The organism is Nocardiopsis synnemataformans (assembly GCF_965343085.1).
Classification (GTDB): Bacteria; Actinomycetota; Actinomycetes; order Streptosporangiales; family Streptosporangiaceae; genus Nocardiopsis; species Nocardiopsis alborubida.
The window spans coordinates 157,201-181,435 of record NZ_CBDRFA010000005.1 but is presented as its reverse complement, the minus strand read 5'-3'; the positions used below and the strand labels follow the sequence as shown (position 1 = coordinate 181,435).

Genomic DNA, 24,235 nt, shown 5'->3' with positions numbered 1-24,235 from the left:
TGGGGATGCCGGTGAGGACCTCGATCGCTTTGCGGCTGGAGTCGCTCATGTTCTCGTCGAACGGCATACCTGCTCCTCCTCCCCGCCCGCTGCTCGGCGAAAGGGATGAAGGTAGCACCGGTACACCCGGATGTGGAAGTAGTTGTCCTTCTGTTTCCGTTCGCGTTCGTGTGTGTTGCCTTGCGTGCCCTGCGACTGTGGTAGGTGGCCCGGCTGCGGGCATCCCCTTCGGGGTCGGCACCGGTCCGCTCTTCCAGAGACACCGCTCCGCAGGTCGGCGGCCTCTCCTCCGAGCTCCCCCACGCGCGGTCACGTTGTCATTTCGCAACGGTTTTCCTCAAACAGTGGGGGTATTCGCATACCGTTCCCCTTCGGCCGAGATGTTCTCTCCGTGAGGAAACAGAGGACCCGATCCGATTCGCGCGGCGGACCGGGGCGTGTCGCCCTCTCGGACAAGGGGTTGACCATCGACGGATCGGAGGACCTTGTGAGTGGTCTCAGTGGTGGCACCACAGTCGTCAGGCGCGCAGTGGGAGTGAGTGCCACGACGAAACCGTCCGGAACGGGGCGGCTCTCGGCCGCCGAGGGCCGGATCGCCAGGGCCGCCCTGGCGGAACTGCCGAAGGACGGGGTGGTCATGCTCGACGCCGGACCGATGACGGAGCGGATCGCGTGGCTGCTGCCCGCCGGGTGCGGGCTGAGCGTCCTGACCAACTCGGTTCCCGCCGCGCTGGGCCTGGCCTCGCGCCGCGACCTCTCCGTGCACCTGTTGGGAGGCCGGGTGAGCGCGGCGGCCGGGACCACGCTCGCCTCCGTGCGCCTGTTGGAGCAGCTCCACGTCGACGTGGCCTTCATGGTCGCCGACGGTGTGTCCCCCGAGCGCGGCCTGACCTGTGCCGACCCCGCGGAGGTGATGGCCAGGCAGGCCATGGTGCGGGCCTCGGCCAGGACCGTGCTGCTGGCCGACCACACCAGGATCGGTGGTGACCGCATCGCCCGCTTCGCGCGGCTGCGCGAGGTGGACTGCCTCATCACCGACACCGGCACCGACCCCGACGACGTCCGGAGGCTGCGCGGACGCGGCCCGCGCGTGCTCGTGGTCTGACCCCCGCCCGGCGCCGAACGCGCTCGCTGCCGGACGCGTCCGGACCGCCCACGGGTGTGTCGCGATCCACACCGCGGCGCCTCTCCCGCCTCGTCTCCGGCCCCCCGCGGGGCGGGGGCGGGGAAACCTGCCCCGACCGTCGTGTCGTTCAGATGTTGTTTTGCGTGTGTTTGGCGGAGGGCTGCGGGCGCGTGGTCTTCTCGGGTTGCTGTGAGGCTGATGTCCGGAAGCTCGGCCGGGTCACAGTCACAGAAGGGGAACGGGGGGTTGTTACGGCAGACGACTTCTCTATAAGCTCACGCAAGGACAGATAAAACCCAACCAATACCACGTGGTTTCGGTCAGTCCTCGGGCTCCGCCCCGCGCGACTCCGGTCACGCCGGCCCGTGGCGGACCCGAACCCGGGCGGAGGACCCCCTCCTCCGTCCGTCCGCTCAACGGCCCCCGCGTCCGGTCCCGTGACCTCCCGGGCGCAGGAGACCGCCCCCGCCCCTCGTCGGAAGGGAAAGGGCCCGCTCACCGGGTCGGTTCCGCCATGCTGCACCACCCCTCCCCTTCCATGGCAGTGGAGAACGCACCGATGACGACAGCCGCGAGCAGAAACGGCGCCGTCCTACGCGCCGCCGCGGCCGCGGGATGCTGCGCGGTCCTCGCCCTGGCGGCGGGCTGCTCATCCTCCGAGAACGCAGGCTCCGAGGACGCGGTCTCCGAGGCGGGGGCGGCACCGAGTCCCCCGGCCGCCCCGTCCAGCGACGAGGAGGCCGCGGCGCTCGCCGCCTACACCGGCATGTGGGACACGGTCGTGGCCGCCTCCCACGAGGGCGGCGAGGTTCCCTCCGAACTCCAGGACTACGCCGTGGGCGGCGCGTACGCCCTCATGAGCGCGGCCCTGGAGGGGGCCCGCGCCTCCGGTGGGGAGGTCGCCGGCGAACCCGTCCTCGACCCTGTCGCCGCTGTCGAGGGACCCGACAGCGCGACGGTTGACGACTGCCTCGACGACTCCGGCTGGAACCTCGGCATGGGCTCCTCCCCAGGGCAGGGCCCGCGCCTCGTCGAGGCCACACTCATTCACGACGGACTCGCCTGGCGCGTGTCCGACCTCAGGATCTGGGAAGCGGGATCATGCTGAGACTCGTACGACCCGCGGCCACCGCCGCGGTACTGACCCTGCTGGCGGCCGGAGCCGCCACCCCCGCGCACGCCGACGACGGCTCCTTCCTCGGCCAGATCGAGTGCGGCAGCTCGGGCGGCAACGGCTGCTCCATCCTGCTGCGCTGGTGGCAGAGCCAGTCGGGCCAACAGGGCTCCGGCGGTTCCGGCGGCTCGGAGGACTCCGGCGGCTCCGGAGCCCAGGACGACCCCTACGCCCACGTCGACTGGGACGCGATCGACTGGTCCCAGGTGGACTGGGGCGCCATCGACTGGGAGTCCATCGACTACGAGCAGGAGGGGGAGGAGGGGGAGGAGGGCACCGACATGGTCACCGCCCTCCAGGAGGCCATGGCCTCCTTCGAACTGCCCCCGCCCCGGATCGAGACCTCCCCGGGCAGCGACTCCCTGGTCCTGGTCAACACCCCCGTGTGGTTGTGGGTGGAGTCCCAGGACTGGGAGGTCACCGAGGCCTCCGCCGAACTCCGGGACTCCTCCTTCACGGTCACCGCCAACCCCGTCTCCACCGTCTGGACCCTGGGCGACGGCACGCAGATCCGCTGCGAGGGCCCCGGAACCCCCTTCGACCCGGCCGTGCACGACCCCGAATCGGCCTCCCCCGACTGCGGGCACGTCTACACCCTGCCCTCCGACGGCCAGCCCGGCGGCTCCTACCCCGTCACCGTCCAGGTCGGATGGAACGTGGGCTGGGAGATCACCGAGGGCGAGTTCGCCGAGGGCGCGACGGGCGAGTTCGACCCGCTCAGCACGACCTCGCAGGTCGAACTCCAGGTGGCCGAATCCCAGGGCCTGGTCACCGGCACAGGCAACCGCTAACAGCGAAAGAAGACGACAGACGTGGTGGACACGAAGACGGCACCGGCTCCCGCGGCCTCTCCGCGGCAGGGGGAGACCCCTCCGGTGCGGCTCCTGGGCAGCGGACCCCGCCGCTGGCGGTGGCTGGTCCTGGCCCTGGGCATGATGACCGCGGGCGGTCTGAGCGGCGTTGTGGCCCTTGAGCAGATGGACGACCGGCAGGGGGTGCTCGTCGCCGACGGCGACCTGCCCGCGGGCCACGTGGTGGCCGCGGAGGACCTGCGGGTCGCGCGGATCTCCGTCGCAGACGGGGTCTCCTTCGTCGGCGAAGAGCGCCTGGAGGCGACCGTCGGCCAGACCCTCACCGTGCCCGTCACCGAGGGCGGCCTCCTCCCCGAGGCGGCCCTGGGGGCCGAGGCGGCCTTCCCCGAGCGCGACCGCGCCGTGCTCGGCGTGGCCCTGCGCGTGGGCCGCTTCCCCGCCTCGATCGGCCCCGGCGCCGCGGTCTCCGTGGTGGTCCACCCCGAGGAGGGCGCCACCGGCGGCGGTGTCGAGGCCTACCGCGCGCTCGTGCGGGACGTCCAGCCCTCCGCGGCCGAGGACGGCTCGGTGGAACTCGAACTCGTCGCGTCCTCCGCCGACGCCGCCGCCATCGCCTCGGCCGCCGCCGTCGAACGCGTCAGCGTCGTCCAGGTCAACCCCCGGGGAGGCGCGTGATGCCCCGGACCGTGGCGCTCTTCTCCCTGGGCGGAGCACCCGGCGTCACCTGCGCGGCCATGGCGCTGGCCGCGGTCTGGCCCGGCGAGGCCGGGGCCGTCCTGGTGGAGACCGACGCCTCCGGCGGCGACGTGGCCACCTGGCGCCGCCTCCAGCCGGACCCCGGCCTGACCGGTCTGGCCGCCGCCGCCCGGCACGGCGGAGCCTCCGCCGATCTGGGCGCGCACACGCAGGTCCTCCCCGGAGGGCTGTCCGTGTGCCACGCGCCCGTCACCGCCGACCGCGCCGAGGGCGCGGTGCGCCTGCTCTCCCAGAACCCCGGCGTGCTCGTCTCCGCCGACGGGCCCGCGGTCGTCCTGGACCTGGGCCGCCTGACCCCCGGCGCGGCCGCCGCCGCACTGGCCACGTGGGCCGACGAGGCCCTGCTGCTCGTCGCCGACGACCTGGCGCAGCTGCGCCGGGCCAAGGAGGCCTCCGAGGCCCTGACCCGCAGCCTGCCGCGCCTGCGCACCGTCGTCGTCGGCGGCACCGGGAGCGTCCGCGAGATCGAGGGCGCCCTAGGCCCGGGTGTGTGGGGGCGGCTCCCCGCCGACGCGCGCTCCGTGGCCTTCCTGCGCGGGGAGGCCAACCCGCGCAAGCCGCAGCGCAGGCCCCTGCTCAAGGCGGCGGCGCGCCTGGCGAAGGATCTCGCCGAGGACTTTCGTCCCGCTGACCAGGCCGATGAGGCCGAAGCCCCGGCGCCCGCGCCCCAGGCGACGGGAGTCCACGCATGAGCAGCGGACACGACGTCGGATACGACATCACCGACGGCTACTTCCTGGACACCGACCGGACCCGCACCGTGGCCGACCGCGTGGAGCGGACCGTCACCGAGGCCACCCGGCGGCTCAGCGAGGAGACCCGCGGCCAACCCGAGGACACGCCCGAGGAGTACCGCGCCCGCGCCGAACGCGTCATCGCCCAGATCCTCGACGAGGACGCGAGCCGCGCCCTGTCCGAGGGCAGGCAGGTGCTCGACGCCACGACCGAGGCCTCCGTCGCCGCGGGCGCCCTGGCCCGGGTGTGCGGGCTCGGCCCCCTCCAGCCCCTCCTGGACGACCCCGGGATCGAGAACATCAACATCAACGGCGTGCACGTGTGGGTGCGCCGCGCCGACGGCAGCCGCGAGCGGCACGACTCCCTCTTCGACGACCCCGAGGAGGTCGTCGCCCTGGTCCGGCGCCTGGCGTCGGAGTCGGCCACGGGGGAGCGTCGCTTCGACCCGGGGGCGCCCATCCTCGACATGCAGCTGCCCGGCGGCGAGCGCCTCAACGCCGTCATGGAGGTCGCCCGGCAGCCCTCGGTGTCCATCCGACGCCACCGCTACGGCCGCACCACCCTGGGTCAGCTCCACGAACTGGGCACGATCGACGACACCCTGGTCGCCCTGCTGCGCGCGGGGGTGCGCTCCCGCCGCAACATGGTCATCACCGGCGGCACCGGCGCGGGCAAGACCACCCTGCTGCGCGCCCTGGCCGCCGAGATCCCCGTCGACGAACGCCTCGTCACCATCGAGGACGTCTTCGAACTGGGGCTGGACCGCGACCGCGACGCCCACCCCGACTGCGTCGCCCTCCAGGCCCGACCGGCCAACGTCGAGGGCGTCGGCGAGATCACCATCGCCGACCTGGTGCGCACGGCCCTGCGCATGTCGCCCGACCGGGTCATCGTCGGTGAGACGCGCGGACACGAGACCGTCCCGCTGCTCAACGCCATGAGCCAGGGCAACGACGGCAGCCTCACGACCCTGCACGCCGCGAACTCCGCGGGCGCCTTCACCAAGCTGGGCGCCTACGCCGCCCAGTCCGCCGAGCGCCTGCCCCTGGACGCCACCGCGTCCCTGGTGGCCGCCGCCGTGCACCTGGTCGTGCACGTGTCGGCGCTGCCCACGGGCGGGCGCATGGTCACGAGCGTGCGCGAGGTGGTGGGCGCCGAGGGGCAGAGCGTGGTGTCCAACGAGGTCTACCGGCGCGACCGCAACGGGATCCTGCCCGCGGCGCCGCCCAGCCCCAACACGCTCGACGCCCTGGCCGAGGCCGGGTTCGACCCCGCGATGCTGAGCCCGGAGACGGTGGGGTGGGCGCGGTGACGACCCCTGTGCTTCTTGTCGCCGCCGCTGGCGTTCTGCTCGGTGCGGGGCTGTGGCTGGCCCTGGCGTCGCTGGCCGCGTCCGGTGGTGGTTCGCGTACCTCACGGGTTCCGCAGTGGCGGGCGCTTCTGTTCGGTCAGCAACGACCGCTGCGGTTGGTCGCGGCGATCGTCGGCGGCCTGCTCGTCTGGTTCGTCACCGGATGGCCGGTGGCCGGTGTGCTCGCCGCCGCTGGCTGCTGGTGGGGCCCGGCAGTGCTGGGGCCCGACCGCGGTCACGAGAAACAGGTGGCGGGGGTCGAGGCCGTCGCGGCCTGGACCGAGATGCTGCGCGACCTGATGGCCGGTGCCGCCGGTCTGCACCAGGCGGTCGCCGCCACGGTGCCCATCGCGCCCGAGCCGGTGCGGGACGCCGTTGCTCATCTGGCGGAGCGTCTGCGGGCCGGTCAGCCCACGCAGGGGGCTTTGCGGGCCTTCGCTGACGAGGTGGACAACCCCACCGCTGATCTGGTGGCCGCTGCTCTGACCACTGCGGCAACCCGGCACGCCACCGACCTGGGCACTCTGCTGGGAACCTTGTCCGAGGCCGCTCGGGAACAGGCGGCGATGCTCGTGCGCGTGGCGGCGAGTCGTGCGCGGTTGCGCACCTCCACCCGGATCATCGTCGGTACGACAGTGGGTATGGCCGCGTTCCTACTGGTAACCAACCCCGACTACCTGGAACCGTTCGACGGCTTCGTCGGGCAGGTGGTACTCGCGGGTATCGGTGGTTTGTGGGCTGCGGCACTGGTCTGGTTGTCCCGCATGTCCCGTTTCGACTTGGGGCCGCGGGTGCTCGCCCCTGAGCCTTCCCCCGCCCGTACCTCGGAGGCCGCCCGATGACCCCCGCCCTGGCCGCAGCCCTTGCGGGTGCCGCACTCGGACTCGCTCTGTGGGCGCTCTTCGCCGCCCGTTGGGCCCGACCTACGCTCGCCGAACGCCTGGCTGCTCCGCCTCCTCCCAGGCCCGTCATGGTCACAGGTCCTGACACCGGGGTACTGACGCGCCTGGGAAAGTTCGGTGCTCCTCTTCTGGAAGGCTTCGGGATGCCGGGCCCCCGCACACGGCGCAACCTGCGGGTATGTGAGCGCGAACCGGCCTCCTACCTCGCTGAGAAGTTCGCTGCTCTGGTGCTGGGACTGGCTTTTCCCCCACTGTTGGGTGGAATGCTCTCCTTGGTCGGGATTCTGCCGTCCGCCACCGTGGCCGTGGTCATGTGGGTGCTGTTCGCCCTCGGTACTTGGTCCGCCCCAGACCTGTCTCTGCGTGATGAGGCCAACAAACGCCGGAAGCGGATGCGCCACGCCCTAGCGAGTTTCGCCGACCTGGTCGTGGTGTCCCTGGCCGGAGGAGCGGGCGTCAACGGCGCTCTCGCCGACGCGGGAGCGGCGGGCAACGGATGGGCTATGGCCCGTATTCGGGAAAGTCTGCGTGAGGCCGTGCTCATGCGCCAGCCACCCTGGATCGCGTTGCGCGAACTCGGCGAGCGTTACGACACCCCCGAGTTCGCCGAACTTTCGGCGAGCCTCCAGCTCGCCGGGGCCGACGGCGCGCGTATCCGCAGTTCCCTGGCCTCCAAAGCCAAGACATTGCGTACCCAGTTCCTGTCCGAGATGGACGCCGAGGCACAGTCCGCCACCGAGCGGATGAGCCTGCCAGTGGTCCTGCTCTTCGTTGGTTTCCTGGCCCTGCTGGGCTACCCAGCGATGAGTCACATCCTGTTCAGCGCATGAGAATCCGACCCACCCTGGAGACCCCTGATGCAGCGCATCACCGCCTACCTCAGCTCCCTGCTGTTCAGCCGCAGGGACGACGGCTACTCGACCGAGACGGTCATCATCACTGCGGTGCTTGTGGGCCTCGCCCTTACGGCGACCATTGCCATCGGCACGGCTGTCAACAGCCGCATCGACGGCATTCTCGCGGAGTGACGGATCGTCCTCGCCGGGACGATCGTGGCAGCGCAGAGTTGGCCGTGGCCGCACCCGTGCTGTTGCTCTTGGTCTTGCTCGTCGTCCAGACGGCCCTGTGGATGCACGGTGACCACGTCGTCGCCGACGTCGCCCGCAGAACCGCGGAGCAGTCGCGCACCGCGGGCGGCGGCACGTCGGTGGCCGAGGGAGGGGGAAGTTCTTTCCTCTCCGGCCTCGACGTGTCCGTCAACCGCAGTGCGGAGGAGGTACGCGTGGTGGTGGACGCCGAGGTGCCCAGCATCATCCCCGGCCTCAGCTGGCCGGTGGGCCACGAGGTCACCGCACCCGTGGAGCGTTTCGTTCCTGCGGAGGCCGCCCCGTGAGTCCTCGACAGCCCGCCGAAGCGGCTCAGGGAGACCGTGGCTCGGCCTCGGTGGAACTGGTACTCCTCACCCCCGCCCTCCTGGCGTTCGCACTTCTCATGGTGCTCGCCGGGAGGGTGGCGGACGCCAACTCCACCGCCGACCAGGTGGCGCACTCCGCCGCCCGGGCGGCCTCCCTCGAACGCAGCGTTGCCGCCGCCGAGGCTGCCGCCTCGGGCACCGCCGCGAGCTCCCTCGCTGAGAACGGCCTGGTCTGCGGCGACCACTCCGTCACCCTCGACCACGGCGGACTGACCCCCGGAGGGGCGGTCACCGCCGTGGTCGAGTGCCGCGTCGGGCTGAGCGGCCTGACCGGACTGGGCGTCCCCGGAACCCTGACGATCACCGGGGACGCCACGGTCGTCGTCGACACGTTCAGGGGGCAGTCGTGAGACGCACGGACGACAGGGGCCAGACCACGGCGTTCGTCGCCATCCTGGCCTCGGCCTTCATCCTGTGCCTGGGCCTGGTCACCGACGGCGGCGGAGTGCTGCGCGCCCGCAACGAGGCCGCCACCCTGGCCCAGGAGGCCGCTCGGGCGGGCGTCCAACAGCTCGACTGGGCCTCCTACCGCGAGGGCACGAGCGAGGTCGCCCTCGACCCCTCGGCGGCCTCCGCCGCCGCGCAGTCCTTCCTCAGCGCCGCCGGTGCCACCGGGACGGTCGCGGTCAGCGGCGACACCGTGACCGTGACCTGCTCGGTGGACTACTCCTTCACCCTCCTACCGATGGGCTCGACCACCGTCGACGCCACGGCCACCGCACGTCCCCACACCCAGCCGACTCCCTAGCTCCAGTGAGGCGGACATGACCCAGATCCGACGGCTGAGCGCCCTCCTGCTCGCAGCGGCGATCCTGCTCGGCATCCCCTACCTGCTCCTGTCGCATCTGCCCTGGCCGGAACTGCCGGACTCCTGGGCCGTGGCCGCGGCGCACCTGCGCGGCTGGCGTCTGCCGCCGGGTGTGTTCACCGCCCTGCTGATCACCGTGCTGTGGGTCCTGTGGGGCCTGTACGCGGCGGGACTGGTCGTGGAGACCTTCGCCCGCCTGCGCGGCATGCCCCGCAGGCTGCGCCCCCTGGGACCGCTCCAGGTGGTGGCGGCCGCCGCCGTGGGAACCGTGGCGGTCGCCCCGGCCACCGCGTTCGCCGACACCGTCACCACCCAGGAGGACCGGGAGGCGGACGGGGAGCAGGACGCCGACGCGGCCCCCGCCCCCGAGGAGGCCCCGTCCGCGCAGCCCGTCGAGCGGGTGCGCACCGTCTCCGGCTTCGGTGTCGGCTCGGCCGAGCTCACCGAGCAGATGCGCGACGACCTCGCGCCGATCGCGGACATGATCGACTCCTACGGCGACGCCGAAACGCCCGTGCGCATCACCGGTCACACCGACCCCAGCGGGACCGTCCAGACCAACCAGGAGCTGTCCGAGCGCCGGGCCCAGGCGGTCGCCGACCACCTCGACGAGGTCCTGGGCGAGGACGCCCCGGAGATGACGGTGGACGGTGTCGGCTCCGAGCAGCCCCGTGAGGGCGGCGCCGCCGCCCAGCGCAGGGCCGAGGTCACCTACACCGTCGTCCCGCAGCCGACCTCCCTCCAGTCGCGTGTGATGGCCGCCGAGGCCGAGGCCCCCGCTGCCGGGGCCGGAGCCGACGAGTCCGCTGCCGCCGACGAGACAACCGAGCCGGTGGAGGCCGCTGCCGCCGCCGCTGCCGAAGCCGCCGAGGACGGCGAGAACGTGCTGGTCGTGGAGATCCCCGACGGCGCCGTCACCGGAGCGGTGGCGTTCGCGGGCCTGGCCGGGGGATACCTGCTGGGCAAGCGGGGCGTCCGCGTGCCCGGCGTCAGCCTGAGCCTGCCCCGTCTGTCGAGGGCGCCCCGTCGCCTGGCCCTGACCGCCCCGCCGCCCCGGCCCACCCCCGGGGACGACATCGACGACCGGGTGACGGTGGAACTCGACCACGTCCCCGGCCTCGGCATCACCGGTCCGGGCGCGGCCGGGGCCGCCCGGCGCCTCATCGTCAACGCGCTCGACCGCCTCGACGACGACGCCGTGCGCGTGCTGCTCACCGAGACCGACGCCTCCCGCCTGGTGGGCGACCGGGGCCGCGACCTGCTGCGCGCGCACCCCTGCGAACCCGTGCGGATGGTCGGCACGATGGAGGAGGCCCTGACGCTCCTCCAGCGCGAGCTGCACCAGATCGCCGAGGAGCAGGGAGAGCGACCGCACACGCCCCTGGCCCTGGTGACCTCGCCCACCTCCGAGCACGAGACGGCGCTGTCGGGTCTGCTGCTGCACGGGCAGCAGCAGGGCATCACGGCCGTGATCCTGGGCCGCTGGCCGCTCGGCGGCAGCTGCGTGATCGAGGAGGACGGCCTCATCACCGAGACCAGTCCTCCGCTCAACCCGGTCTTCCACTGCTCCTGGCCAGGTGCGACCGCCGAGGAGGTCATGGACGCCGTCCGCGCCTACCGCCACTCCTCGCCCGCCCTGGAGGAGAACGCCGACCGGGTGTCGAACAGGGAGGCCGTCCCGGAGGGCGCGTCGGAGGAGGCCGGTTCCTTCGCGGAACCGTTCCTCGGTGCCCTGGGGGAGCAGGCTGCCGCTGAGACGGCGGAGGCGGTGGAGACGAACGAAGCGATGGAGGCGGCTGAGTCGACCGAGTTGGTTGAGTCGACCGAGTCGGTTGAAACGGCTGTGAGCGAGGAGAAGGAGCAGAAGGCCGAGACGGTCGCGAAGGCCAAGAGGACCAGGGGAACCAAGAGGGCTCGGGAGGCCGATGCCTCGGAGGAGGGCTTCTGGGACGCCGACGTCTGGAACACCGACTTCTGGGAGACCGACGCGCGCACGGCCAGGAAGGCCGACACCGCGCAGCCCGAGGCCGAGTTGGCCGCACCTGAGCTGGCCGACGCCGCGCCGTACGTACCCGAGCGGGCCGGTGCCGTGTGGTCCGAGGCCGAGCTGACCGACACGGCGCGGTCCGGGGCCGTGCCGGAGACCCCCGCGTGGTCGGACGTCCGGTCGGACCGCTCCGTCGCCGAGCGGTCCGCGGTCGAGGAGACCGCGACGCAGGCGTCCTCGTCCGCGCAGCCCGTTCCCGAGGAGTCGGAATCCGGGGAGGCCGTGGTCGGGCCGCCCGCCGCCGAGGAGGCGAAGCCCGAGCCCTCCGCCGCTGCGCAGACGGCTCCCGAGGAGCCGGAGTCCCGGGAGGCCGTGACAGAACCGTCCGAGTCCGCGCGGCCCGCCGCCTCCGAACCCGCTCCGGGGAAGGCGGCCACCGAGGGGCCCGTGTCCGAGCAGCGTGCGCCGGAGCGGCGCGCCCAGGAGAAAGGCGCCCCCGTGGCGGCCGCGTCCGAACGGCCCTCCGCCGAGCGGTACGCCTCCGAGCTGTCCGCGCCAGCGCCGTCCGCGACCCAGGAACAGCGTGCGTCCGAGGAGACCGCACCCGAGCAGTCCCCGTTCCGGAAGGGCGAGTCCGCTCAGGTCACCGCCCCGGCGCAGACGGAGCAGCCGGAGGAGACCGCTCCCGCGAGACCCGCCGCCGAGCGCCCCGAGCCCGAGCAGCGTGAGCCCGAGCCCGCCCCCGCGAGGCCCGCACCCGGACGTCCGAGCACGGGCACGGTTCCGTCGGTGGTCGCCTCTCCCGCCCGTGCGGAACGCCCGTCCCAGCAGGCGCGCACGGTGCCTCCCCAGCAGGAGCGGACCTCCGAGGAAGAGGAGGCCGTCCCCGTCCGCAAGGCCGCCAAGCGTGCCGTGCGCTCCCGTCTTCCGAAGCCGAACGAGACCCCGTCCACCCCGGCCGCCGCGTCCACCCCGGCCGCTCCGTCCACCCCGTCCGCTCCGTCCGCCCCGTCCGCTCCGGTGGGACGGCCCGAGCAGCCCGCACGCCCAGACCAGCCCGCGCGCCCCGAGCGGGCCCGCGCCCAGAGCGCGGCGAAGTCCGGGGCGGACCGTTCCGACGGCCCCACCAGCCGCGCGGAGCGCCTGGAGAGGAGGAGCAGGGCGGAACGCAGGAACGCCACCGCCCCTGCCGGAGCCGTCGCCGAGCACCCCGTGCCGGACGCCGAGGGCGGGAAGTCGGACGAGGCCCAGTCCTCCCGGCCCCTGCTCCGCAAGCCCAAGAAGGCGGGCCGCGGAAGGACCTGGCGTCCCCGGGACAACTCCTGACCCAGGTCCCACCCCCGCCCCCAGGTGTCGTAACGCGGACGGCCGGAGTCGGCTTCGTACACTGCACGGACAGTGTGCGCGGCTCCGGCCGCGTCCCGCCAGCGTGACGAGAGGGCCGCAGATGAGGGCCAACCGGATTCCCACCGAGGAGATCACCCGCGACCCGGCGGCCTTCGCCGACCGGGTCACCGCCGACGGCCGCTTCGGCCGCCGCGCCGAGCCCGGCCGCTACCGCCTGGTCGTCAGCCGCGCCTGCCCCTGGGCGCACCGGGTCGTCATCACCCGCAGGCTCATGGGCCTGGAACAGGCCGTCTCCCTGGCCGTCACCGATCCCCGCCAGGAGATCATCGAGGGCGACCCGCACTGGGTGTTCACCGAGGAGACCGGCAGCCCCGGCGACAGGGACCCCGTCCTGGGCATCCACGCCCTGCGCGAGGCCTACCTGGCGCGCGATCCCGGCTACGACGGCGGGGTCAGCGTCCCCGGCCTGGTCGACGTGGAGAGCGGCCACCTGGTGACCAACGACTTCGACCAGCTGGTCCGGGACATGGACACCGAGTGGGACGGGCTGGTCAGGGACGGCGCCCCGGACCTGTACCCGTCCGCGCTGCGCGACGAGATCGACGCCCTGTCCCGGGAGGTCTACACCGACCTCAACAACGGCGTGTACCGGGCCGGGTTCGCCCCGGACCAGAGGCGCTACGACGCCGCGGTCGCCGCCGTCTTCGCCAGGCTCGACGCGCTGGAGGAGCGCCTCACCGGTCGGCGCTACCTGGTCGGGGACTCCGTCACCGAGGCCGACATCAAGCTCTTCCCGACCCTGGTGCGCTTCGACGCCGCCTACCACGGCCACTTCAAGTGCAACATCCGCAAGCTGTCGGAGTACCCGGCGCTGTGGGCCTACGCCCGCGACCTGTTCCAGACGCCGGGGTTCGGCGACACCACGGACCTCGACCACGTCCGGATCCACTACTACTGGGTCCACACGGGAATCAACCCGACGCGGATCATCGCCGCCGGACCCGATCCGCGCGGCTGGCTCACCCCCCACCACCGCGAGGAACTGGGCGGCAGCCCCTTCGGCTCCGGTACCGCCCCGGGGCCGGTCCCGGTCGGCGAGCGCGTCCCCGACCTGTCCTGACCCCCGGTTCCCGGTGCGCTGTGACACCAGGGTTCTGACCTGCGGCGGCGGAGGGGGTGGCCCCCGCCGCCCCTACCGGGCCGCCCGTGCGGGGCCGCGGCGGGCGAAGCCCGGTATGTGCTCGGGGCGCAGGCCCTTGCCGATGAGGTAGGCGGGCACGAACGACAGCCAGGGCGCGCGGTCCAGGGCCGCCAGCACGGGCCTGGGCGGGCCCTGCCGCTCACCCCTGACGATCGGCTCGGCCAGCCCCCGGTGCATGAGGCGCTGGAGCGTCTGGACGGCGACCGTCGGCACGATCCGCCGCCTGCGCACCGCGGCCAGGTCGCGGGAGGTGGGCGAGCGCCTCTTCAGCGGCCCGGCCAGCAGCGTCGCGGCGGCCACGGCGTCCTGTACGGCGAGGTTGATGCCCACGCCCCCGACGGGTGACATCGCGTGGGCCGCGTCGCCGATGCACAGCAGGCCCTCCACGTGCCAGCGGCGCAGCCGGTTGACCCGCACGTCCAGGTGCTTGACCTCGTCCATGGAACGCAGGGCCCCCACCCGGTCGGCCAGCTCCGGCATGAGTTCGGCGAGGTCGCGCCGGAAGGCCCCGATCCCGCGTGCGCGCAGCTCGGGGTCGGCGCCCTTGCGCCCGATGTAGGCGATCTGGAGGTAGCCCTCGCGCGGGATGACCAGGGCGAACCTGCCCAGGCCCGCGCGCGGGGTCAGGGTCGCGCGGTCCACCGCCTCGCGGGGCAGGCGGAACCACCACGCGTCGATCCCCACCGGGAACTCCCGTGGCACCAGGCCCGACGCGCGGCGGACGAGCGACCACCGCCCGTCGCAGGCCACCGTCAGGTCGGCGCGGATCTCCCCGTCGCCGTCGAGGCTCCGATAGCGCACGCCCGCTACCCGGCCGGACTCGCGCAACAGCCCCGTCACCTCGGTGTCCATCCGCAGCGTGAAGGTCGGCTCCTCGCTTCCCGCCTCGGCGATGAGGTTGAGGAAGTCCCACTGCGGGACCATCGCGATGTAGGGGTGGGCGAGCCCCCGCAGCCTGCGGAAGTCGGCGATGGTCACGCTGCGGCCCCGCCCAGGGGGAAGGCCGCCTCGTCCAGCCTGCTCTGCGGCAGCCGGGCGAAGCGCTCGTACAGGCCCAGTTCCTCCAGCAGTTCCAGGGTGGAGGGGTGCACGGTGTCCCCGCGGAAGTCCCGCAGGAAGTCGGCGTGCTTCTCCAGCACGGTGACCTCCACACCGGCCCGGGCCAGCAGCAGGCCCAGCACCATTCCGGCGGGGCCGCCGCCGACAACCACGCAGGTCGTACGCTCGCTCGTGCGTTCACTCATGGCAACTCCGCTCACTCATGGCGATTCCGGTGATGCGTTCGGGGTGTCCTGGCCGGGGACCGTGCCTCCGGGCCCCGCGCCGGATGTCGGGCGGCGGGCCGGTGCGGGCTCCCCGCCGTTCGGGTCGGTCGCGAAGGCACGCAGGAAGGACTCGGCGAACACCGCGCCGACCTCCTCGACCTCGGGGAACTCCACGCCCTCCACTCTGTCCAGCGCCGGGCGCAGCATGCAGTGCACGGCGATCGGACTGAGCATCTGCTGGGTGAGCAGGGGGACCGGCAGGGCGCGGATCCGGCCCGCGGCCACCTCCCCGGCCAGCCATCCGCCCAGCCCGGCCAGCATGCGGGGGAAGAAGAGCCGGACGAGCAGGTCGGAGGTGGGGCCCTCGGGGCGGGTGAACACGTCGGCGAGCATGGCGGGCAGCACCCGGGGTTCGCGGCTGAAGGCGTCGCCCATCAGCCGGTAGACCGCCCGGACCTGCGCGTCCAGTCCCTCCGTCGTGCCGGTGAGGACCGTCTCCAGGTCCAGGATGGGGCTGTAGCGCTCGAAGACCGCGCGCAGCAGCTCATCCCGGCCGCCGAGGGCCGCGTAGAGGCTGTGCACCGAGCACCCGGCGGAGGCGGCGACCGCCTCCAGCGTCGCCGCGGCTAGGCCCTGTTCGCTGATGATGCCGCCCGCGGCCTCGACCGCGCGCTCCCGGACGGGGCGCTGCCCGCCCGGGTCCACGCCCGAGGCGCGCACCGCCTCGTCCAGGGCCTGGCGCGAGCCCCCCACACGGCGCAGGAGGGTGCTGCGGGAGACTCCCGCCTCCTCCGCGATGGCGATCAGGGACACGTCGGCCACGTCCTTTCCGAGGCTCTCCGAGGCGCGGACCGCCGCGCTCACGAGGTCGGCCGGAACCGGTGGATTGTTGAACTCTGACATCCTGATAAAGGTAACACGTAATCGAGTGTCAGAGAAGAGCGGAACTCCCGATGGCGCGGGATCTCGGAGCCGACCGGAGCCGACCCGAGCCGACCGGAGCCGACCGGGGCCAGTCCGAGCCGACCCGGACCGACCGGGGCTGACCGGATTCCACCGGAGCCGGTTCGGCCCGTGTGGCTCTGACCGGTCCGGGGAGCTCCTGGTGGGCTGGCCGGAAGCGGTGCTGGTGTGACGCGAGTGGCCCTGACCTGCGGTGGTGAAGGGCGTGGGCTAGCTCGTGCTCCCCAGACTGTCCGCGCAGACGGGCTCGCTCCGCATCTCGTGGCACGGCATGAAGGAGCTTCCGTCGGGGTGGGCGAACAGGGCACCCGCCATCCAGTACTGCTGGGGCCGCGCGGGCAGCGCCTCGGCGAAGAAGGGCTGGTCGCCGTCGCGGAGGACGACCTCGTCGGTGTTCTCCCGGGCGTCGGTGTAGCGCGCCCGGATCTCCCACTCGCAGGACCGGTCGCCCACCAGGGCCTCCACCCGCAGCCCGCCCGGGTCCAGCCCGCCGCCGAGGTCGATCCGCCTGCGGCTGAAGTACCGCTGCCCCTGATCGGGCCCCTCATCCGAGATGTACAGCTCCGGGTCGTCCTCGGCCAGGTCCACGATCACGCCCGGATACGCCGCCTCGCCCTGCGGCGGGAACTCCACGACGGTGACGGCCGTCGGCTCCGAGCAGGAGACGTTGACGGGGGTCATGTCCACGATGCTCAGCTGGGAGGTGCGCGTGGACAGCAGGTTCATGGTGAACACGGTCGCGTCGGGCAGGTCGCCTCCCGACCTGTGCCAGTCCCATGCGTCCGGCGACTCCGTGTTCAGGCTGCTGCCGTAACGGACCAACCGCCCGCCCAGGGGCTGGAGGAGGTCCCACACGTCCTCGGACGGGGTGGCCTGGAGCGTCTCCGCCTCCCGCGCCGTCAGGGGCCGGTCCAGGACGATCTTGAAGTTGTGGGGGACGGACGTGTCGTAGGTGACGGAACTGGTGAACGGCGCCCTCTCCTGGTCCACCTCGACCTCGGCCGCCCGCTGCTCGCGGACCAGCGACTCGGTGGACCACAGGTCGTAGGCGTAGGCCGCCGCGTAGCCGCCCAGACTGACCGCGGCCAACAGCACGAGAGCGACCGCCCACACGCCCAGACGCGTCCGCCGCGACGCGCCCCGGCCCTCGGGGAAGTACCGCTGCTCCAGGATGCCGAAGAACGAGGGCCTGTCCGGTCCGGGCCGCTCCCGCCGCCGTCCGCGCGGTCCCCGGGGAGGCGGGGCCTGGGACCCGCGTCGGGGCCTGCGTGGAGGCGGGGGTGACGGACTCCCCCTCGGCGGAAGCGGACGCGGGGGCGGAAGCGGGCGTTGCGTGGGCAGGGCACGGGAAGGAAGGTCACGCGGATGCGAAGGTGAGTGCGGGGGCGCAAGTGGGCGCGGGGGAGAGAGCGGCGGCGGAGACGGGGGCGGCCGCAGGGGGCCCGGCGGCTGTTCGCCGGATTTCTTCTCCTCGTTTTCGCCCATCGCGAGCGCTCATCCTCCTCGGGGGACACACCTGGGGCGACGGTAACCCGGACGGCACCTCCTTTTCCGCCCGTGGCCGTAAACGGCCATCGCCCGAACGCGCTGTCGGCGGGGAGAGCCGCGCCCGCCGGAGCCGTGCGCACACCGCGCGGGCAAGAACGCGTCGCCGGACCCCCGCGGACGGACGTGCCCTAGTGTTGGCCGCTGGGGGAGGTCCCGTGCGCGGGAGCCGGTGCGGACACCGGCGACCGCCGCCGCCCTCGCCCCGCCGGTCGAGCGGCCGGTCCGACGCCGACAGGGAGACAGAGAGAAGTGAGCGGCCGGTGCTGAGACTGCGCGGTCGGGAGTACGACGCGGGCACGACGCTGGTCATGGCGATCGTCAACCGCACCCCCGACTCCTTCTACGACAACGGTGCCACCTGGGACGACGGTCCCGCCCTCGAACGCGTGCGCAGGGTCGTGGCCGAGGGCGCCGACATCGTGGACATCGGCGGCGTCACGGCGGGCTACGGCCAGCCGGTCGACGCCGACGAGGAGAAGCGCCGCGTGGTCGACTTCGTGGCCGCCGTCCGCGCCGAGTTCCCCCAGCTGGTGATCAGCGTGGACACCTGGCGCGCGTCCGTGGGCCGGGCGGTGTGCGAGGCGGGCGCGGACCTGCTCAACGACGCCTGGGGCGGGTACGACCCGGAGCTGGCCGAGGTCGCCGCCGAGTTCGACGCCGCCCTGGTGTGCACCCACACCGGCGGCGTGGCCCCGCGCACCCCGCCGCACCGCACGCGCTACGAGGACGTGGTGCGCTCGGCCGTCGAGGACACGGTCGCCCTGGCCGAGCGCGCGGTCTCCCTCGGCGTGCACCCGGCGTCGGCGATCATCGACCCCGCGCACGACTTCGGCAAGAACACCTGGCACTCGCTGGAGCTGACCCGGCGCCTGGACGAGATGACCGCCACCGGCCGACCGGTCCTGGTGTCGCTGTCGAACAAGAACTTCGTCGGCGAGACCCTGGACCTGCCCGTCGGCGAGCGCCTGACCGGCACGCTCGCCGCGACCGCCGTGTGCGCCTGGCACGGGGCGCAGGTCTACCGCGTGCACGAGGTGGCCCAGACGCGGCAGACGCTGGACATGGTCGCCAGCATCCGCGGGGTCCGTCCCCCCGCGCGGGCCGTCCGGGGACTGGTGTGAGGGAGGAAAGCGTGATCGTCGCAACCGCCGTCTGTCCGCACCCGCCGCTGCTCCTGCGCGAACTCGGCGGCGGTCTGGACCCGCTCGCCGAACTGCGCCAGGAGTGCGCGTCGGCGGTGGAGGCCCTGGCCGCGGCCGAACCGGACGTCCTCGTGGTCGTCGGCGGGCACGACGCCTCCGGAGAGCACACCGAGGCGCTCGCGCCGGTCCGCGAGTTCGGCGGAACGGGGGAGCGGGTGCCCCGGGAGCGGACCCTGCCGCCGAGCCTGGGCGTGGCCCGAAGGCTGCTCGACACCGTCGGCTACCGCGGGCGCGTGGAGATGCTCAGCGTGGCCTGGGACGCCTCCGCCGCCGAGGCGGAGGAACTGGGGCGGCGGATCGTCGCCGGTCGCACCGGGCGGATCGGCCTGCTCGTCCTGGGCGACGGCAGCGCCCGGCGCGGCGACAGGGCCCTCGTGTACCCGGACGAGCGCGCCTTCGCCTTCGACGAGGAGGTCCGCCGCTGCCTGTCCGAGGGCGACCGGGAGGGCCTCCTCCGGCTGGACCCGGCCCTGGCCGCCGAGCTGATGGCGCAGGGTCGGGCCGCGCTCCAGGTCATGGCGCACGCGCACGCGCTCGCCGCCGACGCCACCGCCTCTGACGCCACCGCCACCGCCACCGACGCCGACCGCGGCGGCCCGGTGCGGCCGCGGGTGCTCTACGCCGACGACCCGTTCGGGGTCATGTACTACGTGGCGGTGTGGCCGTGCGCCTGCTGATGAACGACGCCGCCCCCGGCGCGGCCTCCCCGGGCGACGCCCTGGACGCCCCCACCCTGGAACGGCTCTACGCCTACCCCGACCGGCCCTGGCTGCGCGCCAACATGGTCGCCAGCCTGGACGGGGCGGCGGCCGGGAACGACGGCCGCACCGAAGCCCTCAACACCCCCGCCGACCTGGTGGTGTTCACGCTCCTGCGCGACCTGGCCGACGTGGTCCTGGTCGGCGCCGGAACCGCGCGCGAGGCGGGCTACCGGCGGGCGGGACCACGTACCGGCGACCGGGCGGCCCGCGCCGTCGCCGAGGGCCGCGCCGAGCGGCCCGAGATCGCCGTGGTCAGCGGCGCCGGACGGGTTCCACCACTGCTGGCCGAGCCGACCGGGGACGGCGGCGGGGTGCTGCTGGTGACCTGCGAAACGGCCGGGAACGAGGCCCTGGACCGGGCGCGCGGCACCCTGGGCGAGGACCGCGTGCTGGTGTGCGGGCGCGAGCGCGTGGACCTGCGCGCCGCGGTCGACGCCCTGGTCCGGCGCGGCCTGCCCCGGATCCTGTGCGAGGGAGGGCCCCGCCTGCTGGCCGACGTGGCCGCCGCCGGTCTGCTCGACGAGATGTGCCTGACGGTCGTCCCGCTGATGGCCGGGGGAGTCCAGCAGCGCGTCGCGGTCGGCACGGCGGCCGACGCGCCGCTCGTGCCCGGTGTGCTCATCGAGTCCGAGGGCACCCTGCTCCAGCGCTGGCTGCGCCCGCGGGGCTGACCGCCGGACCGCCGGACCAGCGCCTGCCGCGCGCCCCGGATCGGCGGCCGAACAACGGGGTTCGTGCCGCACCGGGTCGGCGCGGACCGCTTGCCGTGCACGCCCCTTCGTCCGCTCCGGAGGAGGAGCCGGACGAGACCCTCGCCGAGGCGGCCGAGGCGCTCGTGCGGCCGTCCCCTCCGCGCTCATCGGCCCGGGCGCCGAGCGCGGTTCCCGCGGCCAGTAGTCTGCCGTCGCACACGTGACGGAAACGAGGTACCGATGGACAGCCCGGACGGCGAAGGCACGGCGGTGGAGGCGCGGAACGGTCCCCACGAGGACGTCTCCGGAGAGGAAAGCGCCGCAGCGGCCCCGGCTGACCTGGTCCTGCACAGGGAACTGGGTCCCCTGCTCGTCCGGGTGCTCGCCACCTACGCGCGTCGGTTGTGGGCCCTGCTGGTGGTGGCGGCCCTACCCGCGCTCCCGGTCACGCTGTTGAGCCAGGCCCTGGTGGTGGCGCCCGCCCGTGACGGCGCCTACCTCAACGGCCTGCTGGAGTCCGCCGCGGACCCGCTCGCCCCCGCCCTCGTTGCCGCCACCGGGGTCGTCGCGCTGCTCGGGCTGGCGGTCGCGCCGTTCTCCCTGGGGGGCTCCGTCCTCCTGGGAACCGCCGCCCTGCTCGGCCGACGGATCTCACCGCGCCAGGCCTGGCAGGGGGCGCGGCGACGCTACTTCACCGTTCTGACCTGGGTCCTGCTGCTGGCCGTCCTGGTGTCGGGCTTCCTGGCGCTCTACCTGTGGGCCCTGACTTCGGACTGGCCGCCGGTACTGACCGCGATCCTGCTCCTGGGACTGCTGTTGACCGTGTTGGTCCCGTTGACGGTGTCGCTGCCGCTGGCCCTGGTGGAGGGGCACGGCCCCTTCCGGGCCCTGCTGGAGGCCTGCCGCCTGGCGCGGCACAGGGTCGGCGTCCACCTGCTCCTCGTCGGTCTCTCCTACGGGGTGTCGGTGCTGGCCGGAACGGTTCTGGAACGGGCCCTGCCGCGGTGGACGGACCTCGCGGACGGCAGCCCGGCGCTGCTGGCCGTCACCCTGCTGGCCGGCCTGGTGGTGGCCCCGTTGTCGCTGCTCCTGGGCTGCGCCCCCGTGGCCTACTGCGACTTCGAGAGCCCCTACACCGCACCGGGCCGGGACCGCGTACCGGGCGGCGCCACGTACGCGGGGGTGCGGTACGTGGTCCATCCGACCGTGCGCGATGTGGACCTGGTCCGGGCCGGTGAGCACCTGCCCGAGGCCACGGCCTCCGTGTCCGGACGCTCCTCCGACTCGGTCTTCGGCGGCCCCCGGCTGGTCCTGGTCCCCGCCCTGGCCCTGGCCGTGTTCGGCATCCCGCTGCTGGGCCCCGGCCTTCTGGAAGCCAACCCGTTCGGGCTGCCGGAGATGGGCGCCCACCCGGTCGCCAGCGTCGACGGCGACGAACTCTCGGTGAGCCTGGAACCGACCGGGGAGGGCGCACTGCTCGGCATCGCGACCAGCTACGTGAACATGGAGGTGTGCGACCCCCGATGCCGTGTCGTGGCCGAGGGCGAGCGGAGCTGGATGGGTGACGGCGTGCGCGTCGTGGACGGCGGCGCCCTGTGGACCGTCTGGCGCGAGTACGAGCACGAGGACGTGGAGGAGGAGGCGGACCGCTACGCCCCGCACCCGGACTCGGGGCTCTACCTGCTCTCCTGCGCCGACATCACAAAATGCGCAAACCCCGATGAGGAGGCCCTGGTCCGCCCGTACCCGGAGAGTCAACACCACGTCGCCTCCGCGGTCACCCCACTGGCCGACGGGCGCCTGCTGGTGGCCTCCTCCGTCAAGCGCTACGACCCGCCGGAGCTCGGTGTGGGCCTTGAGCAGGACCGGGGCGGGCTGCGCCTGCACCTGTGCGGGGACATCGCCTGCGCCGACCCCGAGGTGGTCCTGTTCCCTCCGGAGATGGCCGCCGGTGGTTTCCTCACCGACGGCGAGTTCCTGGCCCTGGCCGCCTACCCAGGGGGCGGGTACGCGATGGCCGTGACCGACACCGCCCGCGGATCGCTGTCCCTGGTGGCCTGTGCCGAGCGGGCGTGCACGGAGCCGGAGATCACGCGGATCCACGGGGACCGCTTCTACGGCGAGCACGACAGCCGTTTGCGGAGCCGGTTCGGGGCCCGGGTGGAGTTGCGTTCCGACGGCACCCCGGTCCTGGCCTACCGGGACCCCCAGGGCGGCCGGGCGCACCTGGTGGACTGCCACGACGCGCTGTGCTCGGAGTTCACCGACACCGCCGTCACCGGAACCGGCTGGGCGCGTCCGGTGCCGGGGCTGGCCGTGGACTCCCGTGACCGGGTCCACCTGCTCACCCCCGATTTCCCCCGGGAGCGGCTGGTGCTGCTGTCCTGCCTGGACCGCGACTGCTCGCGGACCTCCTCGGCCCCGCTGCTGGAGCTGACGGAGGCGGAACCGAGCCTGACCGCGCTGGCCCTGGACGACCAGGACCGTCCGCACATGCTGTGGGCGGACGGGGAGGTGAGCCACCGCTTCATGGGCGGAGTCGACATCGAGTCCGAGGCGCGCTACCTACGCTGCGCGGAGCCCCTGTGCGGGGCCGGGCGGTAAGGACCCCACCGCGCCATGGACAGTGCGGCCCCACGCCATGCGGACGTGGGGCCGCACCCGTGTCCGGATCAGTAGTCCACCGCGAACAGGCGGGGCCTGACGCATGTGGTGGCGCCCGTGGGCGCGTCCATCGCCGGTGGGCGCAGTCCGTCCGGGGCACAGCCCGCGTAGACGCCGACGACACCGCCGTCCGGCCCGGGGTAGGCGGTCAGGTGCCCGGCTCCCGCGGCCAGCCCTTCCAGCGGGTCGATGTCCACGCCGGGGCCGGTGGGCCGGACCGGGAGCAGGTTGTACGCCTGCGGGGTCATGTGCGTCTCACCGTCCAGCTCCTGTCGCTCGGCGCCGTACTCGGTCAGGAGCCTGGCGGCGTCGATCTCACCGTCTTCGGCGAGGACCCGGCCGGTGTCGGCGTCCAGAGCCCGGTAGCCGTCCTCGTCGTGGACGAACACCCGGGGGTCCCGCCCTTCGGAGACCGAGACGACCTCTCCGGGCACCGCATGGGTCCACAGCACCTCACCGTCGGCGGGGTCGACGGCGGTGATCCGCTTCTCCTCGCAGCCCTCCTCCTCGGAGGCGCAGCCGGGTGTGTCGAACAGGAGCGGACCGTCGGGGACGGCCCACAGCTCACTGCCCGGCCCGGGCTCCTCCGGGATCTCGAACTCCGCGACCTGTTCCCCGTCCACCACCGCGGTGACGTAGGAGGGTTCGTCCTCGGGGGAGTACTCCAGGTACAGGGTCTCGTCAGCCACGGCGGGGGAGCCCCAGGGGGCCAGCCGCGCGGACCACTCGACCTGGCCGGTGGCCGCCTCGACCAGGAAGTGGCGGGGGTCGTCCTCGCTGTCGTGGGGCAGCGCCTCCCTCAGGACCAGGTGTGTGTCGTCGCTGGCCAGGACAGCCTCGTGATCGAGGTCCTCGGGCAGGTCCGACTCCACTGCCCGGGCTCCGTCCCGGTCCACCTCCAGGAAACGGAGCGCGTCCACCTGGCCCTGGCCCTCGACGGGGGTTACCACCAGGGTCGATCCGACCAGCCGGAACCACGACACGTCGACGCCCACGGACTCGGTCCACAGCGTCGCGGCGGTGGCGGTGTCCACCGCGACGATCGTGTCGGCCGTGTGCAGGTAGAGGACCCCGTCGGCCTCCACCGCCCCGGGGTCGGGGTACCTGAAGTCCAGCCAGTGCCTGGCGGGCCGGAGCAACGGCCCGCTGTCCTCGAACCGCTCCAGGTAGAAGTCGCCCTCCAAGGGCCGGGACCAGCGCACCGACCCCGCCTGTCCGCAGTCGCCGGTCTCCTGGCAGACGACGACGGAGTCGGGACTGATCACCGATGGCTCGGGGGGCTCGGGCGTGTCCTCCTCGCCCCACGCCGAGCAGGCGGAGAGGGCGAGGGCACAGACGAGGGCGAGCACCGGGGCGGTGTGGGAGGGGGAACGCATGCGCCGCATCGTAGCGGGACGGCCCGTCCCGTCCCGCGGGCCCCTACGCGCCGAGGACACCGCCCGTCTGCTGGGGCGCAGCCGCGCGGTT

The 24,235-nt window shown here is 73.5% G+C and carries 21 protein-coding genes and 1 pseudogene; 18 read left to right on the top strand and 4 right to left on the bottom strand.

The window, feature by feature from the left end; translation table 11 throughout:
- Nucleotides 1-535 precede the first annotated feature (535 nt).
- From ACSIH6_RS04435 to ACSIH6_RS04370, 14 genes are all read left to right on the top strand, one after another.
- Nucleotides 536-1,105, top strand: a complete 570-nt coding sequence (locus ACSIH6_RS04435; protein ID WP_435106843.1) for a DeoR/GlpR family DNA-binding transcription regulator — start codon at nucleotides 536-538, stop codon at nucleotides 1,103-1,105.
- 580 nt (nucleotides 1,106-1,685) lie between these two features.
- Nucleotides 1,686-2,234, top strand: coding sequence for a hypothetical protein (locus ACSIH6_RS04430; RefSeq protein WP_435106841.1), 549 nt, complete (start codon nucleotides 1,686-1,688; stop codon nucleotides 2,232-2,234).
- A complete protein-coding gene (locus tag ACSIH6_RS04425) occupies nucleotides 2,228-3,091 on the top strand; it encodes a hypothetical protein (protein ID WP_435106839.1) in 864 nt (287 codons plus the stop codon). Before ACSIH6_RS04430 ends, ACSIH6_RS04425 begins: the two co-directional genes overlap by 7 nt.
- Nucleotides 3,092-3,112: 21 nt before the next feature.
- The gene (locus ACSIH6_RS04420) at nucleotides 3,113-3,787 is read left to right on the top strand and encodes an SAF domain-containing protein (RefSeq protein ID WP_435106837.1); all 675 of its coding nucleotides are present in this window, start codon (nucleotides 3,113-3,115) and stop codon (nucleotides 3,785-3,787) included.
- Nucleotides 3,787-4,560 carry a CpaE/TadZ family protein gene (locus ACSIH6_RS04415; protein ID WP_435106835.1) on the top strand — a complete coding sequence of 258 codons (774 nt, stop codon included), beginning with the start codon at nucleotides 3,787-3,789 and terminating at the stop codon, nucleotides 4,558-4,560. The genes ACSIH6_RS04420 and ACSIH6_RS04415 overlap by 1 nt, the downstream gene beginning before the upstream one ends.
- Nucleotides 4,557-5,915 (top strand): TadA family conjugal transfer-associated ATPase, encoded by a 1,359-nt coding sequence (locus tag ACSIH6_RS04410; RefSeq protein WP_435106833.1) that lies wholly within the window; start codon nucleotides 4,557-4,559, stop codon nucleotides 5,913-5,915. The genes ACSIH6_RS04415 and ACSIH6_RS04410 overlap by 4 nt, the downstream gene beginning before the upstream one ends.
- A complete protein-coding gene (locus tag ACSIH6_RS04405; RefSeq protein WP_435106831.1) occupies nucleotides 5,903-6,796 on the top strand; it encodes a type II secretion system F family protein in 894 nt (297 codons plus the stop codon). Before ACSIH6_RS04410 ends, ACSIH6_RS04405 begins: the two co-directional genes overlap by 13 nt.
- A 203-nt stretch (nucleotides 6,797-6,999) precedes the next feature.
- Nucleotides 7,000-7,686 carry a type II secretion system F family protein gene (locus tag ACSIH6_RS04400; RefSeq protein WP_435106829.1) on the top strand — a complete coding sequence of 229 codons (687 nt, stop codon included), beginning with the start codon at nucleotides 7,000-7,002 and terminating at the stop codon, nucleotides 7,684-7,686.
- Between the two features lie 27 nt (nucleotides 7,687-7,713).
- Nucleotides 7,714-7,884, top strand: a complete 171-nt coding sequence (locus ACSIH6_RS04395) for a hypothetical protein (RefSeq protein WP_435106823.1) — start codon at nucleotides 7,714-7,716, stop codon at nucleotides 7,882-7,884.
- A gap of 38 nt (nucleotides 7,885-7,922) precedes the next feature.
- Complete coding sequence (locus tag ACSIH6_RS04390) at nucleotides 7,923-8,249, top strand: TadE/TadG family type IV pilus assembly protein (RefSeq protein ID WP_435106859.1); 327 nt, start codon at nucleotides 7,923-7,925, stop codon at nucleotides 8,247-8,249.
- Nucleotides 8,246-8,680, top strand: a complete 435-nt coding sequence (locus ACSIH6_RS04385) for a TadE/TadG family type IV pilus assembly protein (RefSeq protein ID WP_435106821.1) — start codon at nucleotides 8,246-8,248, stop codon at nucleotides 8,678-8,680. Before ACSIH6_RS04390 ends, ACSIH6_RS04385 begins: the two co-directional genes overlap by 4 nt.
- Complete coding sequence (locus tag ACSIH6_RS04380) at nucleotides 8,677-9,078, top strand: TadE/TadG family type IV pilus assembly protein (protein WP_435106819.1); 402 nt, start codon at nucleotides 8,677-8,679, stop codon at nucleotides 9,076-9,078. The genes ACSIH6_RS04385 and ACSIH6_RS04380 overlap by 4 nt, the downstream gene beginning before the upstream one ends.
- Nucleotides 9,079-9,094: 16 nt before the next feature.
- Complete coding sequence (locus ACSIH6_RS04375) at nucleotides 9,095-12,451, top strand: OmpA family protein (protein WP_435106817.1); 3,357 nt, start codon at nucleotides 9,095-9,097, stop codon at nucleotides 12,449-12,451.
- Between the two features lie 121 nt (nucleotides 12,452-12,572).
- Entirely contained in the window at nucleotides 12,573-13,592 is a 1,020-nt protein-coding gene (locus tag ACSIH6_RS04370) for a glutathione S-transferase family protein (RefSeq protein ID WP_435106815.1), read from the top strand.
- Nucleotides 13,593-13,664: 72 nt separating this feature from the next.
- On the opposite strand, the pseudogene ACSIH6_RS04365 reads toward ACSIH6_RS04370, so the two are convergent.
- The 3 genes and pseudogenes from ACSIH6_RS04365 to ACSIH6_RS04355 form a co-directional block, all read right to left on the bottom strand.
- Nucleotides 13,665-14,917, bottom strand: a pseudogene (locus ACSIH6_RS04365) (FAD-dependent oxidoreductase).
- A 15-nt stretch (nucleotides 14,918-14,932) separates the two neighbouring features.
- Entirely contained in the window at nucleotides 14,933-15,841 is a 909-nt protein-coding gene (locus tag ACSIH6_RS04360) for a TetR/AcrR family transcriptional regulator (RefSeq protein ID WP_435106813.1), read from the bottom strand.
- A gap of 270 nt (nucleotides 15,842-16,111) precedes the next feature.
- Nucleotides 16,112-17,014, bottom strand: a complete 903-nt coding sequence (locus ACSIH6_RS04355; RefSeq protein WP_435106811.1) for a hypothetical protein — start codon at nucleotides 17,012-17,014, stop codon at nucleotides 16,112-16,114.
- Nucleotides 17,015-17,709: 695 nt separating this feature from the next.
- Between ACSIH6_RS04355 and folP the strand changes: the two genes are divergently transcribed.
- From folP to ACSIH6_RS04335, 4 genes are all read left to right on the top strand, one after another.
- Entirely contained in the window at nucleotides 17,710-18,570 is an 861-nt protein-coding gene (gene folP / locus ACSIH6_RS04350; protein WP_435106809.1) for a dihydropteroate synthase, read from the top strand.
- A gap of 11 nt (nucleotides 18,571-18,581) precedes the next feature.
- Nucleotides 18,582-19,328, top strand: coding sequence for a class III extradiol ring-cleavage dioxygenase family protein (locus ACSIH6_RS04345; RefSeq protein ID WP_435106807.1), 747 nt, complete (start codon nucleotides 18,582-18,584; stop codon nucleotides 19,326-19,328).
- On the top strand, nucleotides 19,310-20,083 hold the full coding sequence (locus ACSIH6_RS04340; RefSeq protein ID WP_435106805.1) for a pyrimidine reductase family protein: 774 nt from the start codon (nucleotides 19,310-19,312) through the stop codon (nucleotides 20,081-20,083). Before ACSIH6_RS04345 ends, ACSIH6_RS04340 begins: the two co-directional genes overlap by 19 nt.
- 261 nt (nucleotides 20,084-20,344) lie before the next feature.
- Nucleotides 20,345-22,708: a hypothetical protein gene (locus ACSIH6_RS04335; RefSeq protein ID WP_435106803.1), complete on the top strand. Its 2,364-nt coding sequence runs from the start codon at nucleotides 20,345-20,347 to the stop codon at nucleotides 22,706-22,708.
- Nucleotides 22,709-22,776: 68 nt separating this feature from the next.
- Here the strand turns inward: ACSIH6_RS04335 and ACSIH6_RS04330 are convergent, their stop codons facing one another.
- Complete coding sequence (locus ACSIH6_RS04330) at nucleotides 22,777-24,144, bottom strand: outer membrane protein assembly factor BamB family protein (RefSeq protein WP_435106801.1); 1,368 nt, start codon at nucleotides 24,142-24,144, stop codon at nucleotides 22,777-22,779.
- Between the last annotated feature and the right edge of the window lie 91 nt (nucleotides 24,145-24,235).

What these genes read in the sequence shown, in the direction of transcription:
- ACSIH6_RS04430 (WP_435106841.1), top strand. Translation starts at nt 1,686, where the DNA reads ATGACGACAGCCGCGAGCAGAAACGGCGCCGTCCTACGCGCCGCCGCG.
- ACSIH6_RS04425 (WP_435106839.1), top strand. Translation starts at nt 2,228, where the DNA reads ATGCTGAGACTCGTACGACCCGCGGCCACCGCCGCGGTACTGACCCTG.
- ACSIH6_RS04415 (WP_435106835.1), top strand. Translation starts at nt 3,787, where the DNA reads ATGCCCCGGACCGTGGCGCTCTTCTCCCTGGGCGGAGCACCCGGCGTC.
- ACSIH6_RS04410 (WP_435106833.1), top strand. Translation starts at nt 4,557, where the DNA reads ATGAGCAGCGGACACGACGTCGGATACGACATCACCGACGGCTACTTC.
- ACSIH6_RS04400 (WP_435106829.1), top strand. Translation starts at nt 7,000, where the DNA reads ATGCCGGGCCCCCGCACACGGCGCAACCTGCGGGTATGTGAGCGCGAA.
- ACSIH6_RS04395 (WP_435106823.1), top strand. Translation starts at nt 7,714, where the DNA reads ATGCAGCGCATCACCGCCTACCTCAGCTCCCTGCTGTTCAGCCGCAGG.
- ACSIH6_RS04375 (WP_435106817.1), top strand. Translation starts at nt 9,095, where the DNA reads ATGACCCAGATCCGACGGCTGAGCGCCCTCCTGCTCGCAGCGGCGATC.
- ACSIH6_RS04370 (WP_435106815.1), top strand. Translation starts at nt 12,573, where the DNA reads ATGAGGGCCAACCGGATTCCCACCGAGGAGATCACCCGCGACCCGGCG.
- ACSIH6_RS04360 (WP_435106813.1), bottom strand. Translation starts at nt 15,841, where the DNA reads ATGTCAGAGTTCAACAATCCACCGGTTCCGGCCGACCTCGTGAGCGCG.
- ACSIH6_RS04335 (WP_435106803.1), top strand. Translation starts at nt 20,345, where the DNA reads ATGGACAGCCCGGACGGCGAAGGCACGGCGGTGGAGGCGCGGAACGGT.
- ACSIH6_RS04330 (WP_435106801.1), bottom strand. Translation starts at nt 24,144, where the DNA reads ATGCGTTCCCCCTCCCACACCGCCCCGGTGCTCGCCCTCGTCTGTGCC.